Annotated in this window: 8 protein-coding genes; 5 read left to right on the top strand and 3 right to left on the bottom strand. The window is 72.4% G+C overall.

Annotated features, from left to right (window positions below):
- Nucleotides 1-36: 36 nt before the first annotated feature.
- Nucleotides 37-1,500, top strand: coding sequence for a methyltransferase domain-containing protein (locus JGU66_32595; GenBank protein MBJ6765518.1), 1,464 nt, complete (start codon nt 37-39; stop codon nt 1,498-1,500).
- Nucleotides 1,501-1,513: 13 nt separating this feature from the next.
- Here the strand turns inward: JGU66_32595 and JGU66_32600 are convergent, their stop codons facing one another.
- Nucleotides 1,514-2,491, bottom strand: a complete 978-nt coding sequence (locus JGU66_32600; GenBank protein ID MBJ6765519.1) for a fatty acid desaturase — start codon at nt 2,489-2,491, stop codon at nt 1,514-1,516.
- A 121-nt stretch (nt 2,492-2,612) separates the two neighbouring features.
- A complete protein-coding gene (locus JGU66_32605) occupies nt 2,613-4,130 on the bottom strand; it encodes a methyltransferase domain-containing protein (protein ID MBJ6765520.1) in 1,518 nt (505 codons plus the stop codon).
- Nucleotides 4,131-4,303: 173 nt separating this feature from the next.
- On the opposite strand from JGU66_32605, the gene JGU66_32610 reads away from it, so the two are divergent.
- From JGU66_32610 to JGU66_32625, 4 genes are all read left to right on the top strand, one after another.
- The gene (locus tag JGU66_32610; GenBank protein MBJ6765521.1) at nt 4,304-8,200 is read left to right on the top strand and encodes an SDR family NAD(P)-dependent oxidoreductase; all 3,897 of its coding nucleotides are present in this window, start codon (nt 4,304-4,306) and stop codon (nt 8,198-8,200) included.
- A gap of 88 nt (nt 8,201-8,288) precedes the next feature.
- A complete protein-coding gene (locus tag JGU66_32615; GenBank protein ID MBJ6765522.1) occupies nt 8,289-10,361 on the top strand; it encodes an FtsX-like permease family protein in 2,073 nt (690 codons plus the stop codon).
- A gap of 5 nt (nt 10,362-10,366) precedes the next feature.
- Nucleotides 10,367-11,665 carry an FtsX-like permease family protein gene (locus tag JGU66_32620; GenBank protein MBJ6765523.1) on the top strand — a complete coding sequence of 433 codons (1,299 nt, stop codon included), beginning with the start codon at nt 10,367-10,369 and terminating at the stop codon, nt 11,663-11,665.
- Nucleotides 11,662-12,453 carry an outer membrane lipoprotein-sorting protein gene (locus JGU66_32625; GenBank protein ID MBJ6765524.1) on the top strand — a complete coding sequence of 264 codons (792 nt, stop codon included), beginning with the start codon at nt 11,662-11,664 and terminating at the stop codon, nt 12,451-12,453. Before JGU66_32620 ends, JGU66_32625 begins: the two co-directional genes overlap by 4 nt.
- 3 nt (nt 12,454-12,456) lie before the next feature.
- On the opposite strand, the gene JGU66_32630 is transcribed toward JGU66_32625, so the two are convergent.
- Nucleotides 12,457-23,478 (bottom strand): amino acid adenylation domain-containing protein (locus JGU66_32630; GenBank protein ID MBJ6765525.1); only part of this gene is annotated, 11,022 nt, incomplete at its 5' end.

The raw sequence follows: 23,478 nt of genomic DNA on the forward strand, positions 1-23,478 counted from the left end.
TCGACGCCCTCCCCATCGCACCGACAGGAGTCTCTCGTGAGCGAGCCCTCTGCCTCCGCACCTCCCCCCGACTTCGTCCGGCGCCTCAACTTCTGGGCTCGCGACGCATGCAACGAGTCCGCCGCGCTGCTCGCCGCGCCCGCGCTCGGCCTCTTCGCGCACCTGCCGGACGAGGGCTCCGCGCCCGTGCCCCTGGAGACGCTGGCGGCACTCGCGGGCTCGAAGCGTCGGGGCGTGCGCGCGGTGGTGGAGCCCTTGGTCGCGCTGGGCTTCGTTCACTTCACGCCGGGCCAGGGCTATGCGCTGGCCTCGCGGGCCGCGTTCCTGCGCACGCCGGAGTTCCTGTCGCGACTGGAGCGAGCGCGGCGCTTCTGGCACCAGGCGCCTCGCCTGGCGGACGCGCTGCGGAACGGGACGGAGCCGGAGCTGGTGGCGTGGTTTCGTGAGGCCTTCGCGTCCGTGGGGCCTGCGCCGGAGGGGAGCCCGGAGGTCTATGCGGACCGGGCGGTGCGCAACGGCTTGCGGACGCAGGCGCTGATGGCGGCGTCGCGCCTGGGGCTGCTGGGTCGACTGTCGACGGGGCCCGGGTCGCTCGATGCGCTCGCACAGGTCACGGAGGCTCGGCCCGAGTCGCTGCGTGTGTTGGTGGACGTGCTCGCGACCATGGGCATCGTGGCGTCCTCTGGACCGGAGTTCGGCTTCACGTCCGAGGCGGCGCGGATGCTGGACGCGGAGGGGCTGCCGTACTTCGAGCGCGCGCTGCCGGCCACGCAGGCCTATTGGGAGGCGCTGGGCTTCCTGGACGAGGCGGTCCGCGAGGGGCGCTTCCGCCTGGACCTTCGCGACCCCGAGGTCGCGCGGCGCATCTACCAAGAGAACGCCTCGCGCATCTCCAGCATCTTCAAGTCGCACCTGCGGCTGAGTCGGCAGGCCGCCGCGCTGGCTCGGCGCATGCGCTCGTTCGAAGGTGCGACGGTGTTGGACGTGGGCACGGGTTCGGGCGTGTGGGGCGCGGCCTTCGGGCTGGTGGAGCCGTCCACGCAGGTGACGTACCTGGACTCGCCGCACGTGCTGGACGCGGTGAAGCCGCACCTCGCGCGGCTGAAGCTGGAGGCGCGCTCGCGGCTGTGGGCGGGGGACTGCCTCACGGTGGAGCTGGAGCCGAGCTCCTACGACGTCATCCTCCTGCCGCAGATCATCCCCGCGCTCCCGGCCCCGGAGCTGCCGCACTTCTTCGCGCGGATGGCGCGCGCGCTCAAACCCCGCGGCCTGCTGCTCATCTCCGGCTACCTGCTGACGGACCGGCGCGATGGCCCGCTCGACGCGCTGTACTTCGCGCTGCGCCGGTACGTGTCCAACGAGGGCGACGTGCTGTCGCTGCCCGAGTTCCGCGCGCTCCTGGAGCCGGTGGGACTGGGGACGTGCCGCGCCTTCGACATGCCCATCCAGCAGGTCGTCATCGCGCACCGAGGCGACGTGCCCTGGCCCGACGCGGGCTGAGGGCGAGGACGCCTCAAGACAGCAGCGCGGCCACCGAGTGGTCGCGCGCGGCGTAGTCCGAATCGAGCAACAGCAACTGATGCACCCGTCCCTGATGCGCGGTCGGCACCGCGGGGAAGAGGTGGTGCGTCAGGTGGTACTGGTCCTCGCGAGGGAAGAGCAGCCGGTTGAGCCAGCCCCACGCGAAGATGTGATTGCGCGCGCGGTGGAACTCATCCGCGGCGCTGATGATGCCGGCGTGGTCCATGGCATCGGACCAGTAGCGCACGATTTGGTACAGCACGCCCCACGGCAACAGGAAGAAGAGGCAGAAGGCCCTCCAGCCCACGCCCCCGTGCGCCAACGCGAGGAGGCCCGCGACGTAGGCGAGCCGCCCCACGCGCACCCAAGCGGAGTCCTGGCGGTGGAAGACGAGCGGCCGGATGAAGGACGGGAGCTGCACGAGCAGCAGCGGCCGGAGCAGGTGGTCGCGCACGAAGGGGCGCGTGGCATCCGCGAAGCCGAAGCGCTGGCGCGGCACGAAGTCCAGGTCCTTCTCGGGGTGGCCCAGGTGCAGGTGGTGCGTGAAGTGCTCGCGCGCGTAGGTCTCCAGCGAGGTGAAGTCGAGCACCGCCAGCAGTTGGCCCAGTCGGCGGTTGTTGCGCTTGCCGCGCACGAGGATGCCGTGGGACGCCTCGTGGAGCATGTTGCCCACCGCGCGGAACCGCGTGGCGATGAAGAGGGCCACCAGCGGGTAGAGCGCCCAGCCCGCCACGGGGGCCGCGGCCATCAGCGCGTGACTCGCGAGCGCGGCGCCCACGCCCAACGCGACATGTCCTCCCAGGTCCACGAGCGCGCCGGGCACCGACTGTGCGGGCTGCGGCAGGGCGGCCACTTCTCGCGCGTACTCGGCTCTAAGGCGCGCGCTGACGGAGCCAGCGCGTGGGCTGGCCCCGGGCGTGGCGCCTGCGCCGGGCAGGCCGAGTGTGTCCACCTTCGGCACGGCGTACATGGGGAGACCTGGCGGAGACGGGAGAAGGCCGGGAGCAGCAGACGCTAGCGGGCGGGAGAAGCCGGGGGCAAGCCGGTGCGGCACGTTCGCGCCGACGTCACAGTCGCGGCGCGCTGCGTTGTCATGCGGCGGTGGGTGGAGGCGCGAGCTGGGTGGGCAACGCCACGCCGGGCCGCGCCGCGAGGATGAGTTCCTGGGTGGGCAGGGGAATGCAGACCGAGCGGGTGAGGCCCACCTCGCAGAGCAGCGCCGCGTACTCGGAGGCGGACAGGAGGTCGCCCTCGTTGGTGAGGAAGCGGCGCAGGCCGAAGTAGAGATGGTCCAGGGGGCCGTCGCGGCGCTCGTTCAACACATACTCGGCGATGACGAGCATGCCATCGGGCCTGAGCGCGCGCGCCACGCGGGCGAAGATGCCGGGCAGGTCCTCGGGGCGGAGGACGTTGAGCACCTGGGGCAGGATGATGATGTCGAACTCGGCCTCGCCGAAGTCCTGCTCGAAGAGGTTGCCGGGCCAGAAGCGCGCCCGGTTCGACACCTTGAGGATGCTCGCCACGTTGCGGCGCACCTGCTCCAGCACCGCCGCCTGGTCGAAGTACGTCACGTGCGTGGTGGGCGTGGCGCGGGCGAACGCTCCACCCCACACGCCCGAGCCCGTGCCGATGTCCAGCACCCGCGCGCCCTCCAGCGGACGCGCCTGGGCCACCGTCTGCGCCGCGCGCCGGCTCAGCTTGAAGTGCGAGGCGAACACCTCGGTGATTTGAGTGGAGTTGTCCGTGTAGAAGCGCCGGCTCACCTCCGGGTCCTTCAGGTCGAGGATGAAGCGCTCGGTGCGCACCGTCTCATCCAAGGCGCCCAGCGCCTCGGTGTACTGCGCGGACACGGACAGCGAGCGCACCAGGTAGGGCAGCGCCTTGCCCTCCAGGAGCTGCTGGGCCTCGGGGGACAGGCCCCAGGTGCCGCCATGGCTCGGCGCGGTGAGGCCCAGGTGCTCCAGGACCTCGAGCAACCTGCGCAGGCCCGTGCTGCTCATGTACGTGGCGGCGCCCAGCTCCGGCACCGTGCGCGCGGACGCGGCGAGGGCCTCCAACACGCCGAGCCTCGCGGCGCTGATGAGCACCTGGGTGCGCGCGGCGCTCCGAGCAAAGCGATCGAAGAAGTCCTCCGCGCCGGGCAAGGTGGAGACGGGCGCGGGCGTGAGGAACAGCTCCCCCAGGTGGCCCAGCACGTCCCAGCGCTGGCCGGCGTGCTCCACGGGCTCGCCCCGCTTCACGGCCTCATCGAGCTGCGCCAAGGGGCTCCACCAGGGCAGCTCCGCCTGGAGGCGCGCACGGAAGGAGGCATCCGCCAGCAGGGCGGCGATGGTGGGCTCCAGGGCGAAGCTGCGCACGGGCTCCTGACGCACGAAGCCAAGGCACACCAACATCTCGAGCAGCGAGCGGAGGCCGCGGGTGGACGTGCCCAGGTGCTGCACGAGCCGGGACAGCTCCAGGGGGGCGCCACGGCCCGCGACGGGCAGGGCATCCAAGAGCCCCACTTGGAGAGAGGCGCGCAGGAGCGCGGACTCGTTGGCGGCGTTGCGCGCCCAGAAGTGGAAGGAGCGCGCGAGAGAGGGAGGCTCGGCGCGGGAGGGGGCCGTCATGGCGTGGGAATCCTCGTCGGGGAGAAACGGGACGTCACGTGCGGAGCGCGCAGCTTGAGGCCTTCGGGCCCACATGCGCAACCTCGTGAATGCTCCGAGCGGCGTCGCACGCTGCTAGCATGGGCGAAATGGAATCGCGCGCGCTGGTCTCTCCCCCCGAAGCGCTCCTCCTGATGGATCCCCGTGTCCGGGATGCTTTCGCCGTGGGCGAAGGTCCGGACGCAGTGGTCTGGGTGGTGCCCACTGGCGCGGTCCGCGCCGAGGCCCTGTCCGCGCTGCTGCGCGAGCACCTGGGTCCAACCGCTCCCGAGGTCGCGCTGCTGGACGCGCTCCCGAGGCTCCCCTCTGGTGACGTCGACCGCGAAGCCCTGGCTCGCATGGAGGCGCCGGTGTCCGCTCGCCTCGCGCGGCTGGAAGCTTCGCTGCGCCAGCGCGGCGTGGAGGCCGTGGGCGTCGCGGGGCCTTGGGCCGCGCGTGAGTCCTTCACGCCGCTCGACGCGTTGCTTCCCGCGGAGCTGCTGCCTCGGCCTCGCGCGGCCGCGAGTGTCGCGGCGCCTCGCGCCGTTTCGGCGGGGGATTCCGGTGGGCCTCTCAGCTTCCTCGACGGAGGACCGCGGCGCGCGCCGCCCGGCTCGCCGACCACGCTCGTGGAGCTGCTGCGTCAGGCCATCGCGCGGACGCCCGAGCAGGTCTTCACCTTCATCGACGTGGACGGTCGGCGTGAGACGCTGCCCCTCGCCGCGCTGTGGGACGAGGCGCTGCGGTTGTGGAGCGGCTTGCTCGCGCGCGGTGTCCGGCCTGGGGACCGGGTGGTGCTCGTCCTGGAGCATCCGGGTGACTTCGTGCGCGCCTTCTGGGCCTGCATCTTGGGGGGAGGCGTGCCCGCGCCCATGGCGCCGCCGCCTCGCCGTGACACCTCGCACCCGACTTTCGTCCGGTTGCTCGCCGTGGTGGAGCGGCTGGAGCGCCCTTGGGTGGTGACGACGGAGTCGCTGGCGGAGGTGTTGGAGCAGCAGGGCTTGCGGGCCGTGGCGGTGTCCTCGCTGTCGGGCGCGGAGCCCGCCGCGCCTGTCGTCGCGACGCCCCAGTCTCCCGCGGTGGTGTCGTTCACGTCGGGCAGCACGGGGCGGCCCAAGGGCATCGTGCTGACGCACCACAACCTCCTGGTCATGGGCGAGGGCATGGTGGCGGGAGGGTGGATCCTCCCCGGAGACCTCGTCGTGGGCTGGATGCCGCTGGACCACGTGGCGAGCATCTGCAATCCCCACTTGTCTGCGCTGCGCGTGGGCGTGCCCCAGGTGCTGGTGGCGCGCGACCACATCCTCGCGGAGCCGCTGCGCTGGTTGGACCTGCTGACCGAGTTCCGTGGGACGTTCAGCTGGGCGCCCAACTTCGCGTACGGGCTGGTGGCGGACCGCCTGGAGCGCGGCGAGCGGCGCTCCTGGGACTTGTCGCACGTGCGCACGCTCATGTGCGGCGGCGAGCCGGTGCTGCCGGTGACGATGCAGCGCTTCGTCGAGCCGCTGCGCGCGGTGGGGCTGACACCCGAGGTGCTGAGCCCGGCGTGGGGCATGGCGGAGACGTCCTCGTACTTCACCTGCACGCGCGGGGTGCGCTCGCAGGCGTCCGAGCACGCCACGGCGCTGGGCCCTCCGTTCCCGGGTGGGGCGCTTCGGGTGGTGGACGACGCGGACGTGGTGGTGCCGGTGGGCACGGTGGGGCACCTCCAGGTCCGAGGTGAGCAGGTGCTCGCGGGCTACCTGGAGGACGGTGACCTCAACGCGCGCTCGTTCACGCGCGATGGCTGGTTCCGCACCGGGGACCTCGCGGTGCTCGACGGCGACCAGATGTGCATCGCGGGGCGGCAGAAGGAAATCCTCATCATCCACGGGCAGAACGTCTATCCCCAGGACATCGAGGTGGTCGTCGAGTCCGTCCCGGGCGTGCTGGCCTCGTACACCGTGGCCTGCCCCACGCGCGGCGAGGACGCGGGCACGGATGAGATTGTCCTCTTCTTCGTGCCGACTCCGGACGCGCCGCCCCTGCCCGAGTTGTTGCGGACGCTGCGCGAGCGAGTGGCTCGCGCGCTGTCGTTCCAGGTCGCGCACTGGGTCCCGGTGGAGAAGCACCAGGTGCCGCGCACGGAGCTGGGCAAGCGCGGGCGCACCGAGATGCGCCGCCAGTTCGAGACCGGCGGGCTGACCCAGGAGCGCCGCCGCGCGGTGGAGGCGTTGGGGGGACCTGACGCGATGCCCGCGTGTCTCGCGGTGGCTCGCTGGCTGCCTCGGCCGCAGCGGGAACTGTCGGGCGCGACGCGTGGGCCGGTGGTCGTGGTCGCTCCGGAGTCGCTCGTCGTCGCGCTTCGGGCCGAGTCGCCATCGCGCGAGTTCGTGAGCGTGAAGCCCGGGGATGTCGCGGGCCTGGGGCATGCGCTGGAGTCCCTGCGGGCACGCGGCGTTCGGTGCGAGGACGTGGTGGTCGCGGTGGGCGCGTCCTCGGTCGCCGGGAGTGACTCTTCGCCTCCGTCGTCGGATGCGTTGTCGGCGGTCGTCGCGCCGGTGCTTCGCGCCCTGCAGACCTTGGCTCCTTGGGCGGAGCGCGCGCCGGTGCGGCTGTGGGCGGTGGCGACGCGGGCGGAGAACGCGTCTTCGCCCGAGGCCGCTGCGATGCTGGTGCCGGGCCTGCTGTGGTCGGGCGCCGCCGAGATTGCGGGGCTCACGCCCAGGATGCTCTGGATGCCGAGCGATGCCCGCGAGGCCGCTCGGTGTGTCGCGCGGGAACTCCTGCATCCGGATGCGGCGCGCGAGGTGTCCTGGCGTGACGGGAGCCGTTGGGAGCGGGCCTTCTCTCCGTGGCAGCCACCTGCGCTGACGACTCCTCGGAGACTGAAGCGCGGTGGGCTCTACCTGGTGACGGGCGCGCAGGGCGGACTGGGGCGCGCTTGGGCTCGGCTGCTGCGGCGCGGACTGGAGGCGCGGCTGGTGTTGGTGGGTCGGCGTCCGGCCGCAGAGGGGGCGGAGGACTCGGAGCCGGGAGCCGCGCTGTACTTCCAGGCGGACGTGACGGACGCCGCCGCGGTGCGCGAGGCGGTGCGGCGGGCCGAGGCGCACTTCGGCCAGCCCTGTGACGGCGCCTTCCATCTGGCGGGGACGCTCGGTTCCACGCCTCTGGCGGATGAATCACCGGAGGGGCTGGTGCGCGGAGGCGCGGCGCACGTGCGAGGCGCGCTCGCCGTGGCCGAGGCCCTGCGGGAGCGCCCGGAGGCCGTGCTCGTCTTCACCGCGTCGCTGATGGGGACGCTGGGGGCGGGTCTGCACGCGGGCTACTGCGCGGCGTCGGGCTTCATCGAGAGGTTGGCCGAGCAGTTGGTGGCGGATGGTCGCTCCGCCGTGGCGGTGTCGCTCAGCCAGGTGCGAGACACGGGAATGGCGCGCAGCGTGGGCGCGGCGCCGCCCGGCTATCGCGTGTTGGAGCCGAAGCAGGCGCTCGCCGCGCTGTCGCTCGCCGCGGAGCATGGGCCCGCGCACCTGTTGGCGGGAGTGGAGGCCCGCGCGTGGCCCTGGCGCAAGGCGGGGCTGGGCACGGGGGGGGCGCTCGACGCGGCCCATGTCTTCATCGCTTCGTCGGCCGCGGGGAGTGCCCCGGACGCACTCGGGTTGTCGCCCGCGGTGGTGCCCCATGTCGTGGCGACGCTGCCTCGGAGCGCGGACGGCGCGGTGGACCGCGAGGCGCTCCGTGCGCGGGCGCGAGGCGAGGAGACAGGGCGACCTCTGGGGCTGTTCGAGACCGTGGTGTCGGAGGCCTTCCGCGAGGTGCTCGGCGCGCCGGGCGTGGGGGCCGCCACGGACTTCTTCTCCCTGGGCGGCAGCTCGTTGATGGCCAACCGGGTGGTGGCGCGCATCAACGACCGCACGGGCCTGCGGCTGCGCCCGGCGGCGCTGTTCGAGCACCCCACCGCAGCGGCGCTGGCGGCGCACGTGCGCCAGGTGGTGGATCCGGCCGAGCTCGATGTGTCCTCGCTCACCGATGCGCAGGTGGACCTGCTGCTGCGCGCGCTGGCTCCCGCGTAATGGGGCGCGCTGTGGTTCGTTTTTCTCGGGTCGGTGTACCGTCCGCCGCGCGTGAGCGGACGCTCTCGGTGGCGGAAGTCGCACGGCGATGGCAGCCGGATCAGGAGTCCTCGTGACGCTGTGGTGGCTCACTCTTCAAGGCGTGGTGTCCCGACCCCGGAGCTGGGTGGTGGGGTTCCTGGCGGCCGGCGCCGCCGCGCTGCTGACGCCGGGCGCCTCGCTCATGCGCAGCATTCATGACGGCACGCGCCGCAGCCTCATCGAGAGCGGCGCGGGGGACCTCCAGGTGTACGCCGCGTCGTCGCCCGAGTCGCCTCGGGTGGTGGCGGGGCCCGGAGGCGTTCCGGAGCTGGTGCCCATGCCGGACTACGCGGTCGCCGAGTCCTCTCTGCGCGCGCTGCCGGGTGTGCGCGACGTGGTGCCGCTGGAGCTGGGGATGGGCTCCACGTTCCGGGGCAACTCGCTGGACGACAAGCTCGCGGTGCTGCGGGCCGCGTCTCGCGCGCCGGCTTCCGAGGAGCGCGACGCGCGGCTGCGGCGCTTGGGCGAGGACCTGCGCCGCACGCTGGAGGGCGTGGCGCGCGACTCGCTCCGTCGCTCCGAGGCCTTCGTGGATGACCCGGTGGACGCCGATGATCTCCAAGCGCTTCGGGAGGCCTCCACGCCCGCCTTCTGGGAACACTTCACCCAGTCTCCGCAGGACGTGCTGGAGGTGCTGGAGAACAAGGTGGCCCGTCAGGCGGGTGAGGGCGAGGAGCTGTCGGTGGACTACCTGGGAACGGACCTGCCGCGCTTCGCGCGCACGTTCCCCCGCTTCGAGCTGGTCACCGGGCAGCTCCCTCCCGCGGGGGCGCGCGGGCTCCTGATGGGACAGGCGACCTACGAGCAGAGCTTCAAGCTGTCCATCGCGGCACGCCTGGACGAGCTGAAGCGAGAGCGTGAGCGCGGCGCCACCTTCGCGGACGACGAGCGACTGCGCACGTTGGTGGCGCGCAACGTGGAGGAGATTCCGGACCTGCTCGCGCGCCTGGATGTGGATCGCGCCACGGCGCTCCAAGCCACGCTGGCCCGAGTGTTGGGCGGCGAGGGTGAGCTGCCCACGCTGCTGGGGCGCTTCCTCGCCCTGGACGATGCGAACTTCGACGCGCGCTACGGCCAGTTCTATTCCGAGCTGGCGCCCCACCTGCCGCTCTACCGGCTGCGACCGGGCGACACGCTCGTCCTGCGCAATCCGCTGGAGCAGGGCCCCGCGCTTCCCGTGCGGCTGTGGGGCACGTTCCGCTTCCAGGGGCTCGGCGGCGATGACGGGCGTGCCAACGCGATCAGCCTGGTGGACCTGGTGTCCGCGCGCCAGCTCTCGGGGCGGCTCACGCGGGCGCAGGCGGCGGAGACCCAGCAGTTGGTGGAGACCTTCGGGATGCAGAAGGACGACGCGCTGGGGCGGCAGTCCCTGGACGCCTTCCAGCCCCCCGAGGTGGTGGACGGCGAGGCGCGCACCACGTCTTCGGGGGCCGCGCCCTCCTTCCGGGGCGCGCGCGCGCCACCCGACACCTTCACCGAGGACGAGCTGAACCACGGCAGCGCCATGCACGCCGCCGTGCTGCTGGCCCCTGGAGCTTCGACGGACGAGCTGGCGCCTCGCATCGCGGCGCTGCCGGGCGAGGTGAAGCTGGCCAGCGTGGGGTGGCAGGAATCGGGTGGAATCCTCGCGGGACTGGTGGGCATGACCCAGGTGGTGCTGGGACTGTTCGCGCTCTTGCTCGCGCTCTTTGTGGCGCTGGTGTCCGCGGGCACGCTCCTGCTCCTCGCGAGGCAGCGCGTGGGCGAGGTGGGCACGTTGCGGGCGCTGGGCATGCAGCGCAGCGAGGTCTTCGCGTCGCTCCTCTTGGAGGGGCTGCTGTTGGGCGGAGCAGGCAGTGTGGCGGGGGCACTGGTGGGCGCGGGGCTGCTGCGCGTCTGGACGGGGCAGGGCATCGCCATCCAGAACAGCGCGCTTCAATTCTTCTTGGGGGGCCCGGTGCTGAGGCCCGAGCTGATGCCGAGCGCCACGGTGGCCGTGGTGCTCGGGGTGACGGCGGTGGTGGTGGTGTCCGCGCTGGTGCCCGCGTGGCGGGGCAGCTCGGTGGCACCTGGCGTGGCCATGCGGCGGAGCGAGGACTAGACGCCATGCGAGCGCTTCTTCAGATCGTCTGGCGCAGCGTGCTGGCTCATCGCGAGCGAGGCCTGCTGCTGGTGGTCGTGCTGGCCGGAGCCAGCGCGGTGCTGGTGGGAGTGATGGCGCTGAAGGCGGGCGTCGCGGCGGCGCAGCGCGAGGCCGTGCGCACGTGGATCAGCGGCGACCTCAACGTGGGGGGGTACTTCAAGGAGAACCCCGACTCCCTCTTCCCGGTGATGGGGGACACGCGCCCGGTGCGCACCGCGCTGGCGTCGCGAGTGCCGGCGGACTGCGTCGTGCGCGAGCGAGGCCGAGGCATGGCCACCGCCGGAGCCGGCTCGCGCCGCGTGCGCTCGTTCTTGATGAGCCTGGACGCGGAGCAAGAGCGCGCGTCGCTCGCTCATTTCCGCCTGCGGGCCGGCACCATGGAGAGCCTGTCCCGCAGGCGCACGGTGGCGCTGTCCGCGCCGCTGGCGGACAAGCTGCACGTGAAGATTGGCGACCTGGCGACCCTGTACGTGCAGATGCCGGGCAGCCGCCGCAACGCCGTGGACCTGGAAGTGGTGGCCGTGCTGGAGCGCGCCGGTGCCCTGGGCGAGTCCGCGGGTCTGCTCGTCTCCAACGTGACGCTGCGCGAGCTGTACGGCTACCGCGCCGAAGCCGCCAGCGTGGTGCAGCTCATGTGCAGCGAGGACACGGACCTGGACGCGCTGGCCACCCGCGTGCGCGACGGGCTGCGCGAGTCAGGGCTCCAAGTGCTGCCCGCGTCGCACGAGGCCTACGGCGACAAGCTGGCGCCGCTCCTGCGCGAGGGTTGGGTGGGCCAGAAGGTGGACGTCAGCTCCTGGGAGGACGAGGCCTCGTTCCTGGAGTTCGTGGACCAGGGGCTCGGCCTGCTGCTGGTGCTGGTGGGCGCGGTGGTGTTTGGCGTGGTGGGCGTGGGCCTCTTCGTCTCGCTGAGCGTGGCGGTGCGCGAGCGGCAGCGAGAGATTGGCACCCTGCGCGCCATGGGCATGCAGCGCGGCGCGGTGGTGACGGCCTTCGTGTTGGAGGGCCTGGTGCTGGGGCTGCTCGCCTCATCGCTGGGCGCTGGCGCGGCGGCGGGCCTGGGCGTGCTACTGCGTGACGTGCTGCCGCTGCCGGACGCGCTCGCCACCGTCTTCTTCAGTGGCACGCTCCCGCTGGCGCCGGCTCTGGCGCACGCGCTCGTCGCGGTGCTCGTCGTGACGCTGGGCGCGGGATTGGCTTCCATCCTCCCCGCGTTGAAGGCGGCTTCTCTCTCTCCCCGTTCCGCCATGGAGTCCCTGTGATGCACGCACGTCCCCGGATGTCCGCCACCCTGCTTGGAGTCGCGCTGTTGCTGCCCGCCGTGAGTGCCGCGGCGGAGGCCGAGGCGAAGCTCGCGCCCGAGGCGCTCCTGCGCCACATCGACGAGAAGATGTCCTTTGCCAGCGACTACAAGGGCGTCGTCCGCATGTTCGAGACGAAGAAGGACGGCACCAAGCGGGCGCTGGAGGTCAACGTCTACCGCCGAGAGAAGACCCGCGAGCTGCTCTTCGTGTCCACGCAGCCGGCGCACCTGGCGGGGCAGGGCTACCTGCGCATCGGGCGCAATCTCTGGGAGTACGACCCGGGGACGGGCGCGTGGCGCCGCACCACCCAGCGCACCAACGTGCTCACCACCTTCGCGTGTGAGACGGACTTCGATCGCTCGCGGCTGGCGGAGGACTACACCGCCGCGGACGAGGGGCTGGAGACCGTCAGCGGCGTGGCCTACCGCAAGCTGCTGCTGACCGCGAAGGACCCGAACGGCACCGTGCCCTTCGCGCTCTTGCGCCTGTGGGTGGATCCGCAGAACAACATCGTCAAGCGCGTGGGGTATGCGCCCTCGGGCAAGTCGCTGCGCACCGACATCGTGCGCAGCTACCAGCGCTTCAAGGACCCCGTGTCGCAGCAGCAGGTGCTGCACTACCGCGAGGTGCTGGAGACGGACGATCAGCAGGGCTCGCAGATGCTCGTCCGCTACGAGGAGGTGGAGTTGGCGCCCTTGGACGCCAACATCTTCACCAAGGCGTGGCTCGAGTCTCGGATGCGGTAGCGCTCACGCCGCCTTCTCCTCGCCCACCTGGGCCAGCACCCGCCGCGCCAGGGCGTCCGCGTTGGGCGACTGGAGCGTGCCGAAGTGAGAGCCCGGCAGCGCCACGCACTCCAGGCGCGCCGGCTCCAGATGTCGCTCCCAGCCGAGCAGCGCTCCCTGCTCGGCGCGGGACGCGGCGCTGGCGAACAGCAGCACGCGTGTGCGCAAGGTGGGCACCTTCCAGCCCATCACCTGCGGCACCAGCACCTCGCCCAGCACGCGCCAGATGCGCCGCAAGTCCCGCCCCTCGAAGTGGGGGGCCAGCATGCCGCGCTCTCGGCCGAGCTTCGCCACGCGCTCCCATTGCTGTGTCTCGTTCAGCGTGGCCAGCTCCGCCTCCAGCGCGGCGTCCAGCACGTTGAACTCGTCCGCCATGGCGCGGATTGGATCCTGGGGCTTCTGCGCGCCGTCGAGCGCCGGCAGTGAGTCCACCAGCGCCAGCACCTCCACGGTTTCGCCGGCGGCCTCCAGCAGCGCGGCGACACCGAGGGCCGGATATCCGCCATACGAGTAGCCCAGGAGTCGGTACGGCCCCTGGGGCTGCACCTCGCGGATGTCGCGCGCGTAGGCGGCCAGTCGCTCGTCGAAGGTGGCGTGGCCGTGCTTCGTCACCGTCTCCGGGGCTTGGATGCCGTAGCAGCGCAGGCGCGGCTCCAGCAGCGGCGTGAGGTGCCGGTAGTAGTGCAGCTCGCCGTCGGCCGGATGGAAGAGGAAGACCGGCGGCGCGTCCGAGGGCGTGCCGGGACCGGACAGGGACACCACGCTGGTGCGCGGCGGGCCCTCCTCCAGCAGCTCGCGCACCGCGTCCGCGGTCTCCTTCAGCATGGGGTACTGGAAGAGGGTGGCCAGCGGCACGGGCATGCCCAGCTCTTCCTCCATGCGCCCCAAAAGTCGCATGGCGAGGATGGAGTCGCCGCCCAGCAGGAAGAAGTCGTCGTCCGCGCGGACCTCCGGACGACCGAGCACCTCGCGCCACAGCCGGCCCAGCGCCATCTCCAGCGTGGAGCGGAACGGCGTCTCGTGTTGCTCAGTCGGAGTGCTCTCGACCGGAGCGACGGGAGGCGGCGGCGCCAGCGACTCGGGGGCGGGCAGCGCGTGGCGATCCACCTTGCCGTTCGCGTTGATGGGCAGGGCCTCCAGCACCACGAAGTCGGCCGGCACCATGTACGCCGGGAGCTGCGCGCCCACGTGCTGCCGCAGGGCCTCCGCGCGCACGGTGACGGGCGAGGCCTGGAGGTACGCACACAACTGCGTCTGGCCCGCGGTGCCGGTGCGCGCCACCACGACGGCCTCTTCCACGCCCGCGAAGCGGCGCAGGCAGGCTTCGATTTCAGCCAGCTCGATGCGGAAGCCGCGAATCTTCACCTGATGGTCCGCGCGGCCGAGGAAGCGCAGGCGCCCATCCGGTTGCTGACGGGCCAGGTCGCCCGTGTGGTACAGGCGCGCGCCGGGCTCGGACGCGAACGGGTCTGGCAGGAAGCGCTCGGCCGTGAGGTCCGGTGCGCCCAGGTAGCCGCGAGACAGCGCCGCGCCGCCGATGAACACGCGGCCCGGCAGGCCCGGCAGCACCGGCTCGCCTTGCTCATCCAGCAGATAGAAGCGGACGCGGGGGATGGGGCGCCCGATGGGGAACGTCGCGTCGGTGCCCACGCCCTCGGGCCCGGGGATGTCGCAGGTGGCCGAGGTGATGGTGCACTCGGTGGGGCCGTAGACGTTGAGCCACGGCGCGTGGTCGCCGCCCACGCGGTTCCAGGCCTCGAAGGCCTCGCGCTTGAGGACATCGCCGCCGGGCGCCAGCAGCCGCAGCCGCGCGGGCACGCGCTGCCCATGGGCGTCCATCTGGCGGATCCACTCCTCGATGTACGTGGGAGGCAGGCTGATGATCGTGATGCCCGTCTCCTCCAGGTACGGCGTCATGGTGTGCGCCGGCACCAGCCCGCTGCGCATGACGACCGTGGCGCCCACGACGAGCGGCGGATACAGGTCCTCCGCCGCGGCGTCGAAGCTGAGCGGCGCGAACTGGAGCATCCGGTCACCGGGACGCAAGCCGAAGCGCCGAGCCAGCGCCACGTTGTGGTTCACCACGGAGCGGTGTTCCACCATGACGCCCTTGGGCTCGCCGGTGGAGCCAGAGGTGAACACGATGTACGCGAGCTGCGAGTCCGGCACGGGGCGAGGCCCGGGGGAGGTGTCCTCGGCGACGGTGTCCGGTTGCGGCGGGACCTCCACGTGCGCCACGAGGTCCGCGTGCGACGCGAGCGTCTCTGGGTCCACCCACATGCGGCGCACGCCCGAGCGTGACAGCACCGAGCGCTTGCGAGGCTCCGGCCAGCCCGCGTCGAGGGGCACGTAGGCACCGCCCGCCTTGAGGATGCCGAGCAGCGCGGCCATGCCCTGATTGGAGGGCTCCATCACCACGCCCACGCGCTCCTCGGGCTGGAGGCCCTGCGCCAGCAGGCGCGCGGCCAGGAGGTTCGCGCGCGCGTTCAGCTCCGCGTAGCTCCACGTGCTGTCGCCATGCGCCACCGCGGGCGCATGCGGCGAGCGCCGCACCTGGGCCTCGAAGAGGGTGTGCACGCATGCACCGGGGGGCACGTCCTGCGGCCCGCCATCCAGGGACGTGAGGGCATGGGCGCGCTGCTCCGCGGACAGGAGCGACAAGCGCGGGAGCGAGACGTCCGGTGCGCGGAGGACCTCGGACAGCAACTGCTCCAGGGCTCGCGCCATGCGTCGGGCCGTGCCGGGCGCGAAGAGCGCGCTGTCCGTCGCGAGCACGCCCACCGTGCCGCCCTCGGGCCGCTCGATGAGCTGCACCACGACGTCATAGGCGGGGATGACGCTGTCGCCTTCCAGGTACGTGGCGCCCAGGCCCGCGAAGTCGAGCGCGCCGGGACTGTCGAGCAGCAGCAGCGCTTGCGCCAGCGGTGGGGCGCTGCGCTGCGTGTCCGGATGCACGGCGTCCGCGATGCGCTTGAAGGGGACTTCCTGGTGCTCGGTCGCGTGGCCCACCACGTTCCACACGCGGCGCAGCAGCGCGCGGAAGGAGGGCGCTCCGGCCACCTCGGTGCACAGGGGCAGCACGTTGGCGAAGAAGCCCACCTGCTGCTCCGTACCGGGCCGCACGCGGCCGGAGAACGGTGAGGCCACCACCACGTGGGGCTGCGCGCTGAGTCGGTGCAGCCAGAGCTGCACGAGGGCCAGCACGGCGGTGAAGGCGGACACGCCCTCACTCCGAGCCAGCGCCTGGAGCGCGGTCCAGTGCTCGGAGGCCAACGTCAGCGGCTCGGGCCGCATGTTGGCGTTGAGGGCTGGGGCGCGGCGCGCGAAGTCCAGCGGCAGGTCCAACACGGGGGGCGCGTTCGCCAGGGCCTGCTTCCAGGACTCCAGCGCCGCGTCCACGTCGCGCAGGTGCTCGGGTGCGCGCTGCCAACGCGCGAAGTCCGCGTACGGATGCGGCGCGGGCGCGAGCAGGGGCAGGTGTCCCGAGTGCGCCGCGCGATAGGCCGCCGCCAGCTCCTGGAAGAATCCGCCCAGGCCAATGCCGTCGTTGACGAGGTGGCTCATGGCCACGACGAGCGCGTGCCGAGTGCCGTCGCTCGCGAGCCGGGCCAGCTCGAAGCGGTACAGCGGCCCGTGCTCCACGTCGAAGTGCGTGCGGTCATGGCGCACGGCCAGGTTGCGCGCGGCCTCCATCGCTTCGGCGGGAGGCAGGTGCGCCAGCTCCGTGCGGACGAGCACGGGCCGCGCGACGGGGTGCTCGCGAGTGAGCAGCGCGCTGCCCTCCAGGTGGAAGGTGGAGCGCAGCGTGGCGTTGCGCTCCAGGACGGCCTCCAGAGCCGCCTCCAGGTGCGCGGCGTCGAGCGGGCCCTCCAGCACCAGCACGGCGATGACGACGAAGGGCGGAGCCTCGGGGAGCTGAAGCGCGTACCAGAGCCGCTCCTGCACGAGCGAGGCGGGCACGGGCCCAGAGGTCTCACGGTCGCGGCGAGCAATCGACGCGCGGGTGCGAGGCAGGGCATCGATGCGCGCGGCCAGCGCGGCCAGCGTCGGGGTGGCGAAGAGGGCCGCGACCGGCAGCTCCACGCCGAACTGCTCGCGAGCCCGCGCGGAGAGCTGCACGGAGAGGAGCGAGTGGCCCCCCAGCTCGAAGAAGTCGTCCCGCGCGCCGACACGCCGCACGCCCAGCAGCTCGCGCCACAGCTCCGCGAGCGCGACCTCGGTGGGCGTGGAGGGCGGGAGGAAGTCCTCGCTCCCAGCGGCCGCTTCGGGCGCGGGGAGCGCGTCGCGATCCACCTTCCCGTTGTGCGTCAGCGGCAGCGCCTTCAGCTCGACCAGCACGGCCGGGACGAGGTGCGCGGGGAGCCGCTGCGTGAGCGCATCTCGCAGCGCCTGCGTGTCCAGGCCGGGCTCCGTTCCCGTGACGTAGCCCACGAGGCGAGGTCCGGTGGCGCCATCGTTTCGCAGGACGACGCACGCGGCCTCCACGCCGGGGAGCGCGCACAGCGCGGCCTCTACCTCGCCGGGCTCCACGCGGTGGCCACGCACCTTCACCTGGAAGTCGGTGCGGCCCAGGTACTCCAGCTCGCCCGAGGGCCGCAGCCGCACGCGGTCGCCCGTGCGGTACAGCCGCGCGCCAGGCTCGGAGGAGAACGCATCCGGGATGAAGCGCTCGGCGGTCAACGCGGGGCGCTGCCAGTAGCCGCGCGCCACGCCGTCGCCGCCGATGAACAGCTCGCCGGGCGCGCCGGTGGGCACGGGCCGCAAGGCAGCGTCGAGCACATACAGGCGCGTGTTGGCGATGGGGCGCCCGATGGGCACCGTGCCCTCTTCCGGAGTGTCCACGCCCACGGTGTGGACGCAGCAGCCCACCACCGTCTCCGTGGGACCGTACTCGTTGATGAGCCGCGTCTCGAGCGCGTGATGCCGCCAGGCCTGCACGGCCTGTGCGGTGAGCGCCTCGCCGCCGATGACGAAGGCCCGCGTGCGGCCGGCCCGCTCCGAGGCGGTGAGCTGCGCGGACAGGAGCTGGAGGTGCGAGGGCGTCAGCTTCACGAGGCTGAAGTCCCCGCGCGCACGCAGCGCCGCCGCGAGGCCCTCCACGCCGTCCTCCTCGGGAACCAGCTCCACCGGACGACCGGCGAGGAGCGGTGCCAGGAGGCTGGTGACGGTGAGGTCGAAGGCCAGCGACGAGTGGACCGGTGCGCCTTCTCCCTCGGCCACCGCGTAGGTGCGCTGGGCCCAGGTCAGGTAGTTCACCACGCCCCGGTGCTCGACCATCACACCCTTGGGCTGGCCCGTGCTGCCCGAGGTGTAGAGCAGATACGCGAGGTCCTCCGCGGTCGCTTCGGGCGCGAGCGGGCCGTCTTCTTCACGGCCGGCGGTGCGGGCCCACTCGGAGTCCAGACACAGCACGAGCTGCTGCGAGGCGGGCAGCACGTCCACCAGCGCGTCCTCGGTCAACAGGACGGTGGCGGCCGTGTCCTCGAGCATGAAGGCGAGCCGCGATGCGGGATGAGTCGGATCCAGCGGGACATACGCGCCCCCCGCCTTCAACACGCCCAGCAGCGCCACCACCATGTCCACGGAGCGGTGGAGGAACAGCCCCACCAGCGTCTGCCGTCGCACGCCCATCCGGTGCAGGCGACGCGCGAGCTGGTTCGAACGCGACTCCAGCGCGCGGAAGGTGAGCTGGGTCTCCCCCGCGCGCAGGGCCACGGCCTCGGGAGTCCGCCGCGCCTGCTCGGTGAAGAGCGCGCCGAGGGTGGCCTCACGCGAGTAGTCCGCGCGGGTGTCGTTCCACGCGGTCAACACGGCATGGCGCTCGGTGCTCGGGAGCACGTCCAGCGCGCCCACGGACGTGGACGGCGACGCGAGCGCGTGCTCCAGCAGTCGCGCGTAGTGGGCCAGGAGGCGCTCGGCCGTCGCGGCCTCGTACAGCTCCGTGCCGTAGCGCAGCGCGAGCGTCTGTCCTTCCCCTGTGCTGGCGACCCACAGCGAGAAGTCGAACGGGCTGGTGAGCAGCTCGGGCCGCAGAGTCTTCGCGCGCAGCTCGGGGAAGGCGTCCGCGAGTCCTCGCTCCACGCGCACCAAATCGAACATCACCTGGAACAGCGGCGCCGCCGCGGTGGACCGCTCCACGCCCAGCGCGTGCACCACGCGATCCAGCGGCACGTCCTGATGGGCCAGGGCCTCCAGCACGGTGTCCCGCACCTGCGTGAGCAGCGCCTCGAAGGTCGTCTCCGAGGTCACCTGGGTGCGCAGCGCCACGGTGTTGAGCAGCAGGCCGACGACGCCCTCGGTGGCCGGATGCGTGCGGCCGGAGACCGGCGTGCCGACGCAGAAGTCCTCCTGGCCCGTGTAGCGATGGAGCAGGGCCGCGAAGGCCGCGTACAGCACCATGTACGGCGTCACGCCGCGCGCCTGGCAGAGCGCATCGAGCGCCTGCACCGTGCTCGCGGGCAGCGGATGGTCGGCGGTGATAGCGCCCGCGAAGGTGGGCGTGGCCGGGCGCGGCTTGTCGGGCGTGAGCTTGAGCACGCCCGGCACACCCGCGAGCCGGCGCTTCCAGAAGTCCAGCTGGGCCTCGTCGCGCGCGAGCACCGGGGCGGAGCGCTGCCACGCGGCCACGTCGGCATGCTCCAGCCGCACGGGAGGCGTGGACGGGACGCGCTGCTGTCGGAGGGCGGCATAGGCCTCGCCCAGCTCTCGGGAGAGCACATCCAGGGAGAGCCCATCCACCACGAGGTGGTGGAACGCGAGCAGGAGCACGTGCTGCTCTGGCGCGGCGCGCAGCAGTCGGAACCGGTAGAGCGGTCCGCGCTCCAGGTCGAAGGCGGCGTGCACGGCATCGCGCATCCACCGGGCCCGGTTCGTCGAGGAGTTCTCCTCGGTGCCCAGTGTGTCCACGGCCAGGACCGTGGCGGGCACGGAGTTCTGCACCGGCACGGGACGTCCACCGCGCGAGGCGACCGTGAGCCGCAACACCGCGTGCCGCTCCAGCAGCCAGCGCAGCGCTGCATCCAGCGCGGCGGCGTCAATCGGGCCTTCCAGCTCCACGGCCTCGGAGAGGTGATACGCGCGGCTGTCCGGATGGAGCTGCTGGATGAACCACAGTCGCTCCTGCGCGGGCGACAGAGTGTGCTCCACGTCGGCCGCGAGCGGCTGGGGCGCGGGGAGCCCGGAGGACTTCCCACGTCGCTCGGCCACCTCACGCGCGAGCCCCGCGACAGTGGGCTCGGTGAAGAACGCGACCAACGGCAGGTCCACGGCCAGGGCCGCGCGCACCCGCGCCACCAGCCGCGTCGCCGCGAGCGAGTGGCCGCCCAGGTGGAAGAAGTCGTCCTCGCGCCGAACCTGGGACACGCCCAGCACCTGACCGAAGAGCTGGGCGAGCAGCGTCTCCACGGGCCCGCGAGGCGGCTCACCCTCCGACTCGGCCCGCTCCAGCTCGGGGACGGGCCGCGCCGCGAGCGCACGCCGATCCACCTTGCCGCTGGTGGTGAAGGGCAGCGCGGGGACCGCGAAGAACCGCGTGGGGACGAGCGCATCCGGGAGTGCTCGCGCGAGCGCATCGCGCAGCTTCTCCACCCCATCGCCCTCGATGACGACGAAGGCCTCCAAGCGCGTGTCGCGCTGGCTCCCTCTCACCACGACGCCCGCCTGGCGCACGCCCGGCTGACGCAGCAGCGCGGCCTCGACCTCCTCCAGCTCCACGCGGACACCGCGCACCTTCACCTGGAAGTCGGCGCGCCCAAGGAAGGTCAACGTGCCATCCGCGAGCCACCGCACCCGGTCTCCCGTGCGATAGAGCCTCGCGCCCAGGACCTCCGAGAACGGATCCGGCACGAAGCGCTCGGCGGTGAGGTCCGGACGGTCGCGGTAGCCGCGGCCCAGGCCCGTGCCGGCGATGAACAGCTCGCCCGGGACGCCTGGGGGAACGGGCTCGCCACGCGCGTCCAGCACGTACAACCGGCAGCGGTCCAAGGGGCGGCCCAAGCGCACGGGGCGGTCGGGCCGGGTTACCTCGGCGGTGACGTTGATGCTCGTCTCGATGGGGCCGTAGGTGTTGAGCAGCCGCCCTTGCGTGAAGGCGAGCTGCTTCACCAGCGCATCGGGCAGCACCTCGCCTCCGGTGACGAGCACCTTCAGCGCGCGGAACGCCTCCAGCGCGCCGGGTTCCTCCAGCGCGGTGGCCAGCGAAGACGGCGTGAGGACCGCGTGCGTGATGTGGTGCTCGCGCAGATCGCGTCCCAGTCCGAGCGGTCCCACCTCGCGCAGCACGGTGCAGGCGCCGCGCGTGAGGCTGAAGAGCAGCTCCTCCAGGTGCATGTCGAACGACAGGCTGCCCGACGAGGCCCAGCGGTCTCCGGGCTTCGTGGCGTAGGTCGCGTCGAAGGCGGCGAAGGCGTGGACGATGTTGCCGTGGGTCAGCTCCGCGCCCTTGGGCTCACCCGTGGAGCCCGAGGTGTAGAGCACATACGCGAGGTTCGCGGCGGCGGGTGGACGAGGCACGGGCAGCGCGGACATGTCCGCGTCACCGTCGGGCGATACGCACGGCACCCCCAGCTCCACGTCGGCGAACAGCGAGGGACGGCTGACGACGAGGCGCGCGCGTGACTGCCGCAGCAGCGAGGCGCGGCGGGCTGCCGGATGGGTGGCCTCCAGCGGCAGACAGCCGGCGCCACTGAGGAAGATGCCCAGCAGCGCCACCACGGCATCCGGAGAGCGCTCCAGGCACAGGCCCACCACGACCTCGGGCCCCGCCCCCTGCGCCGTGAGCCGAGCCGCCAGTCGTGAGGCGCGCAGGTGTAGCTCGCGGAACGTGAGCGAGCCCTGCGGTGCCACCACCGCGAGCGCGTCCGGCGTGCGCGCGACCTGGGCCTCGAAGAGAGAGGCGAGGGTGGCGTCCTCGGGATAGGGGCGCGCGGTGGCGTTGAAGGTGCGCAGCACCTGCTCCCGCTCGGAGGGAGACAGGAGCGACAGCTCGGCCACGGGTGTTCCCGGCGAGGCCACCGCATGCGCGAGCAGGCGCACGTAGTGGTTGCGCAGCCGCTCCATGGACGCGGGCTCGAACAGGTCGGTGCTGTACTGGAAGTAGACCTCGAAGCCGTCGCCGACCTCGATGGCGGTGAGGAACAGGTCGGCCTCGCACGTCCACGTCTCGATGGGCACGCGTCGAGCGCCAAGCGAGTGGAAGCCGCTGGCCGCCGACAACTCCGTGCGGTGCAGGTCGAACATCACCTGCGCGAGCGGAGCGCGGCTGGAGCTGCGCTCCACGCCCAGCGACTGCACCACCTGCTCGAAAGACACGTCCTGATGCGCCAGCGCCTCCAGCGTCGTCGCGCGCACGTGGCCGAGCAGGGCGGTGAACGGCGTGCTCGGCTCCACGCGGGTGCGCAGCACCACGGTGTTGGTCAGCGTGCCGACGACGTTCTCCAAGGACTCGTGCGTGCGGCCCGAGACGAGCGTGCCGACGCAGAAGTCCTCTTGCTGCGAGTAGCGGTGCAGCAGCGCGGCGAACGCGGCGGACATCACGATGTACGGCGTCACCTGGTGTTGCCGGCAGAGCGCGCGGATGCCCTCGGCGAGCGAGGCGGGCAGCGGGTGGAAGCCGGTATTGTCGCCACGGTGGGTGAGGACCGCGGGGCGAGGCTTGTCGGTCGGGAGCGTGAGGACATCCGGTGCTCCCGCGAGCTGGGTCTTCCAGTAGTCGAGCTGGGCCTCGTCCCGCGCGCGAACTGGCTCGGAGCGCTGCCATGCGGCGAGGTCCGCATGCTGGAGCGCCACGGGTGGCAGCGCGGGCGCGTGTCCGGCCTGGAGCGCGGAATGGGCGGCACCCAGTTCGTGCATGAGGATGCCCGCGGACAGTGCATCCGCCACGAGGTGGTGGAACACGAGCACCAGCATGTGGTGCGCCTCGCTCGTGCGCAGCAGCAGGGCTCGGTAGAGCGGACCTCGCTCCAACTCGAAGGGACGGTCCGCCTCCTCGCTGATCCGCCGAGCCATGCGTGTGCGCGCATCGGCACCCTCCGCGAACTCCTCCACGCGAAGCACGCGGGAGGGGACGGGCGCGAACTCGGCCCGAGGCTGTCCCTCATGCGACGCGACCACGGTGCGCAGCACGGGGTGCCGCTCCAGCAGCCACCTCAGCGCCGCGTCGAGCGCATGCGCATCCGTCGCCCCCGTCCACTCCGCCGCTTGCCCCACGTTGTAGGCCGCGGAGTCCGGCTGGAGTTGATGGACGAACCACAGTCGCTCCTGCGCGGGAGACAGCGCGGGGGCCGCTCCGGAGGGCAGCGACGTGGGCCCCGCGAGTTCCACCGTGGAGTCCTGAAGCCGCGTGAGTTCGCGAGCGAGGGAGGCGACGGTGGGAGAGGCGAAGAGGGCCGCGAGGGGAAGCTGAACGCCGAAGGCGTGACGGATGCGAGAGACGAGGCGGGTGGCGGAGAGAGAGTGACCGCCGAGGTGGAAGAAGCTGGCGTCGCGCTCGATGGAGTGGAGAGAGAGGACCTGAAGGAAGAGCTGGGAGAGGAGTGTCTCGACGTGGCCGCGAGGGGGGCCGCCGGAAGAGGGGAGAGAAGAGTCGTCGAGGTGGAGGGAAGAGAGGGCCTTCCTGTCGACCTTTCCGGTGGAGGTGAGAGGGAGGGAGTCCCGCGAGAGCCAGCGGGAGGGGAGCATGAAGGAGGGGAGGAGGCGCGAGAGGGCGTGCTGAAGGTCCTCGATGCGCACGTCGGCGCTGCTCGGCACCACCCACGCGACCAACTGCGTATCTCCCGGGCGAGGCGTCCTCGCGGTGACGGCGGCGTGGCGGACGCCGGGGAGTGAGGCGAGCGCGGCCTCCACTTCACCCAGCTCCAAGCGCATGCCGCGCACCTTCACCTGGAAGTCCACGCGACCGAGGAACGCCAGCGTGCCGTCCGCGTTCCATTGGCCGCGGTCGCCGGTCCGATACAGGCGGGCTCCCGGCTCGGCGCTGAAGGGATGGGG

Source organism: Myxococcaceae bacterium JPH2 (genome assembly GCA_016458225.1).
GTDB lineage: Bacteria > Myxococcota > Myxococcia > Myxococcales > Myxococcaceae > Citreicoccus.

Coding starts and splice junctions, on each gene's coding strand:
- JGU66_32605 (MBJ6765520.1), bottom strand. CDS start 4,130: ATGACGGCCCCCTCCCGCGCCGAGCCTCCCTCTCTCGCGCGCTCCTTC.
- JGU66_32600 (MBJ6765519.1), bottom strand. CDS start 2,491: ATGTACGCCGTGCCGAAGGTGGACACACTCGGCCTGCCCGGCGCAGGC.
- JGU66_32620 (MBJ6765523.1), top strand. CDS start 10,367: ATGCGAGCGCTTCTTCAGATCGTCTGGCGCAGCGTGCTGGCTCATCGC.
- JGU66_32610 (MBJ6765521.1), top strand. CDS start 4,304: ATGGATCCCCGTGTCCGGGATGCTTTCGCCGTGGGCGAAGGTCCGGAC.
- JGU66_32615 (MBJ6765522.1), top strand. CDS start 8,289: ATGGCAGCCGGATCAGGAGTCCTCGTGACGCTGTGGTGGCTCACTCTT.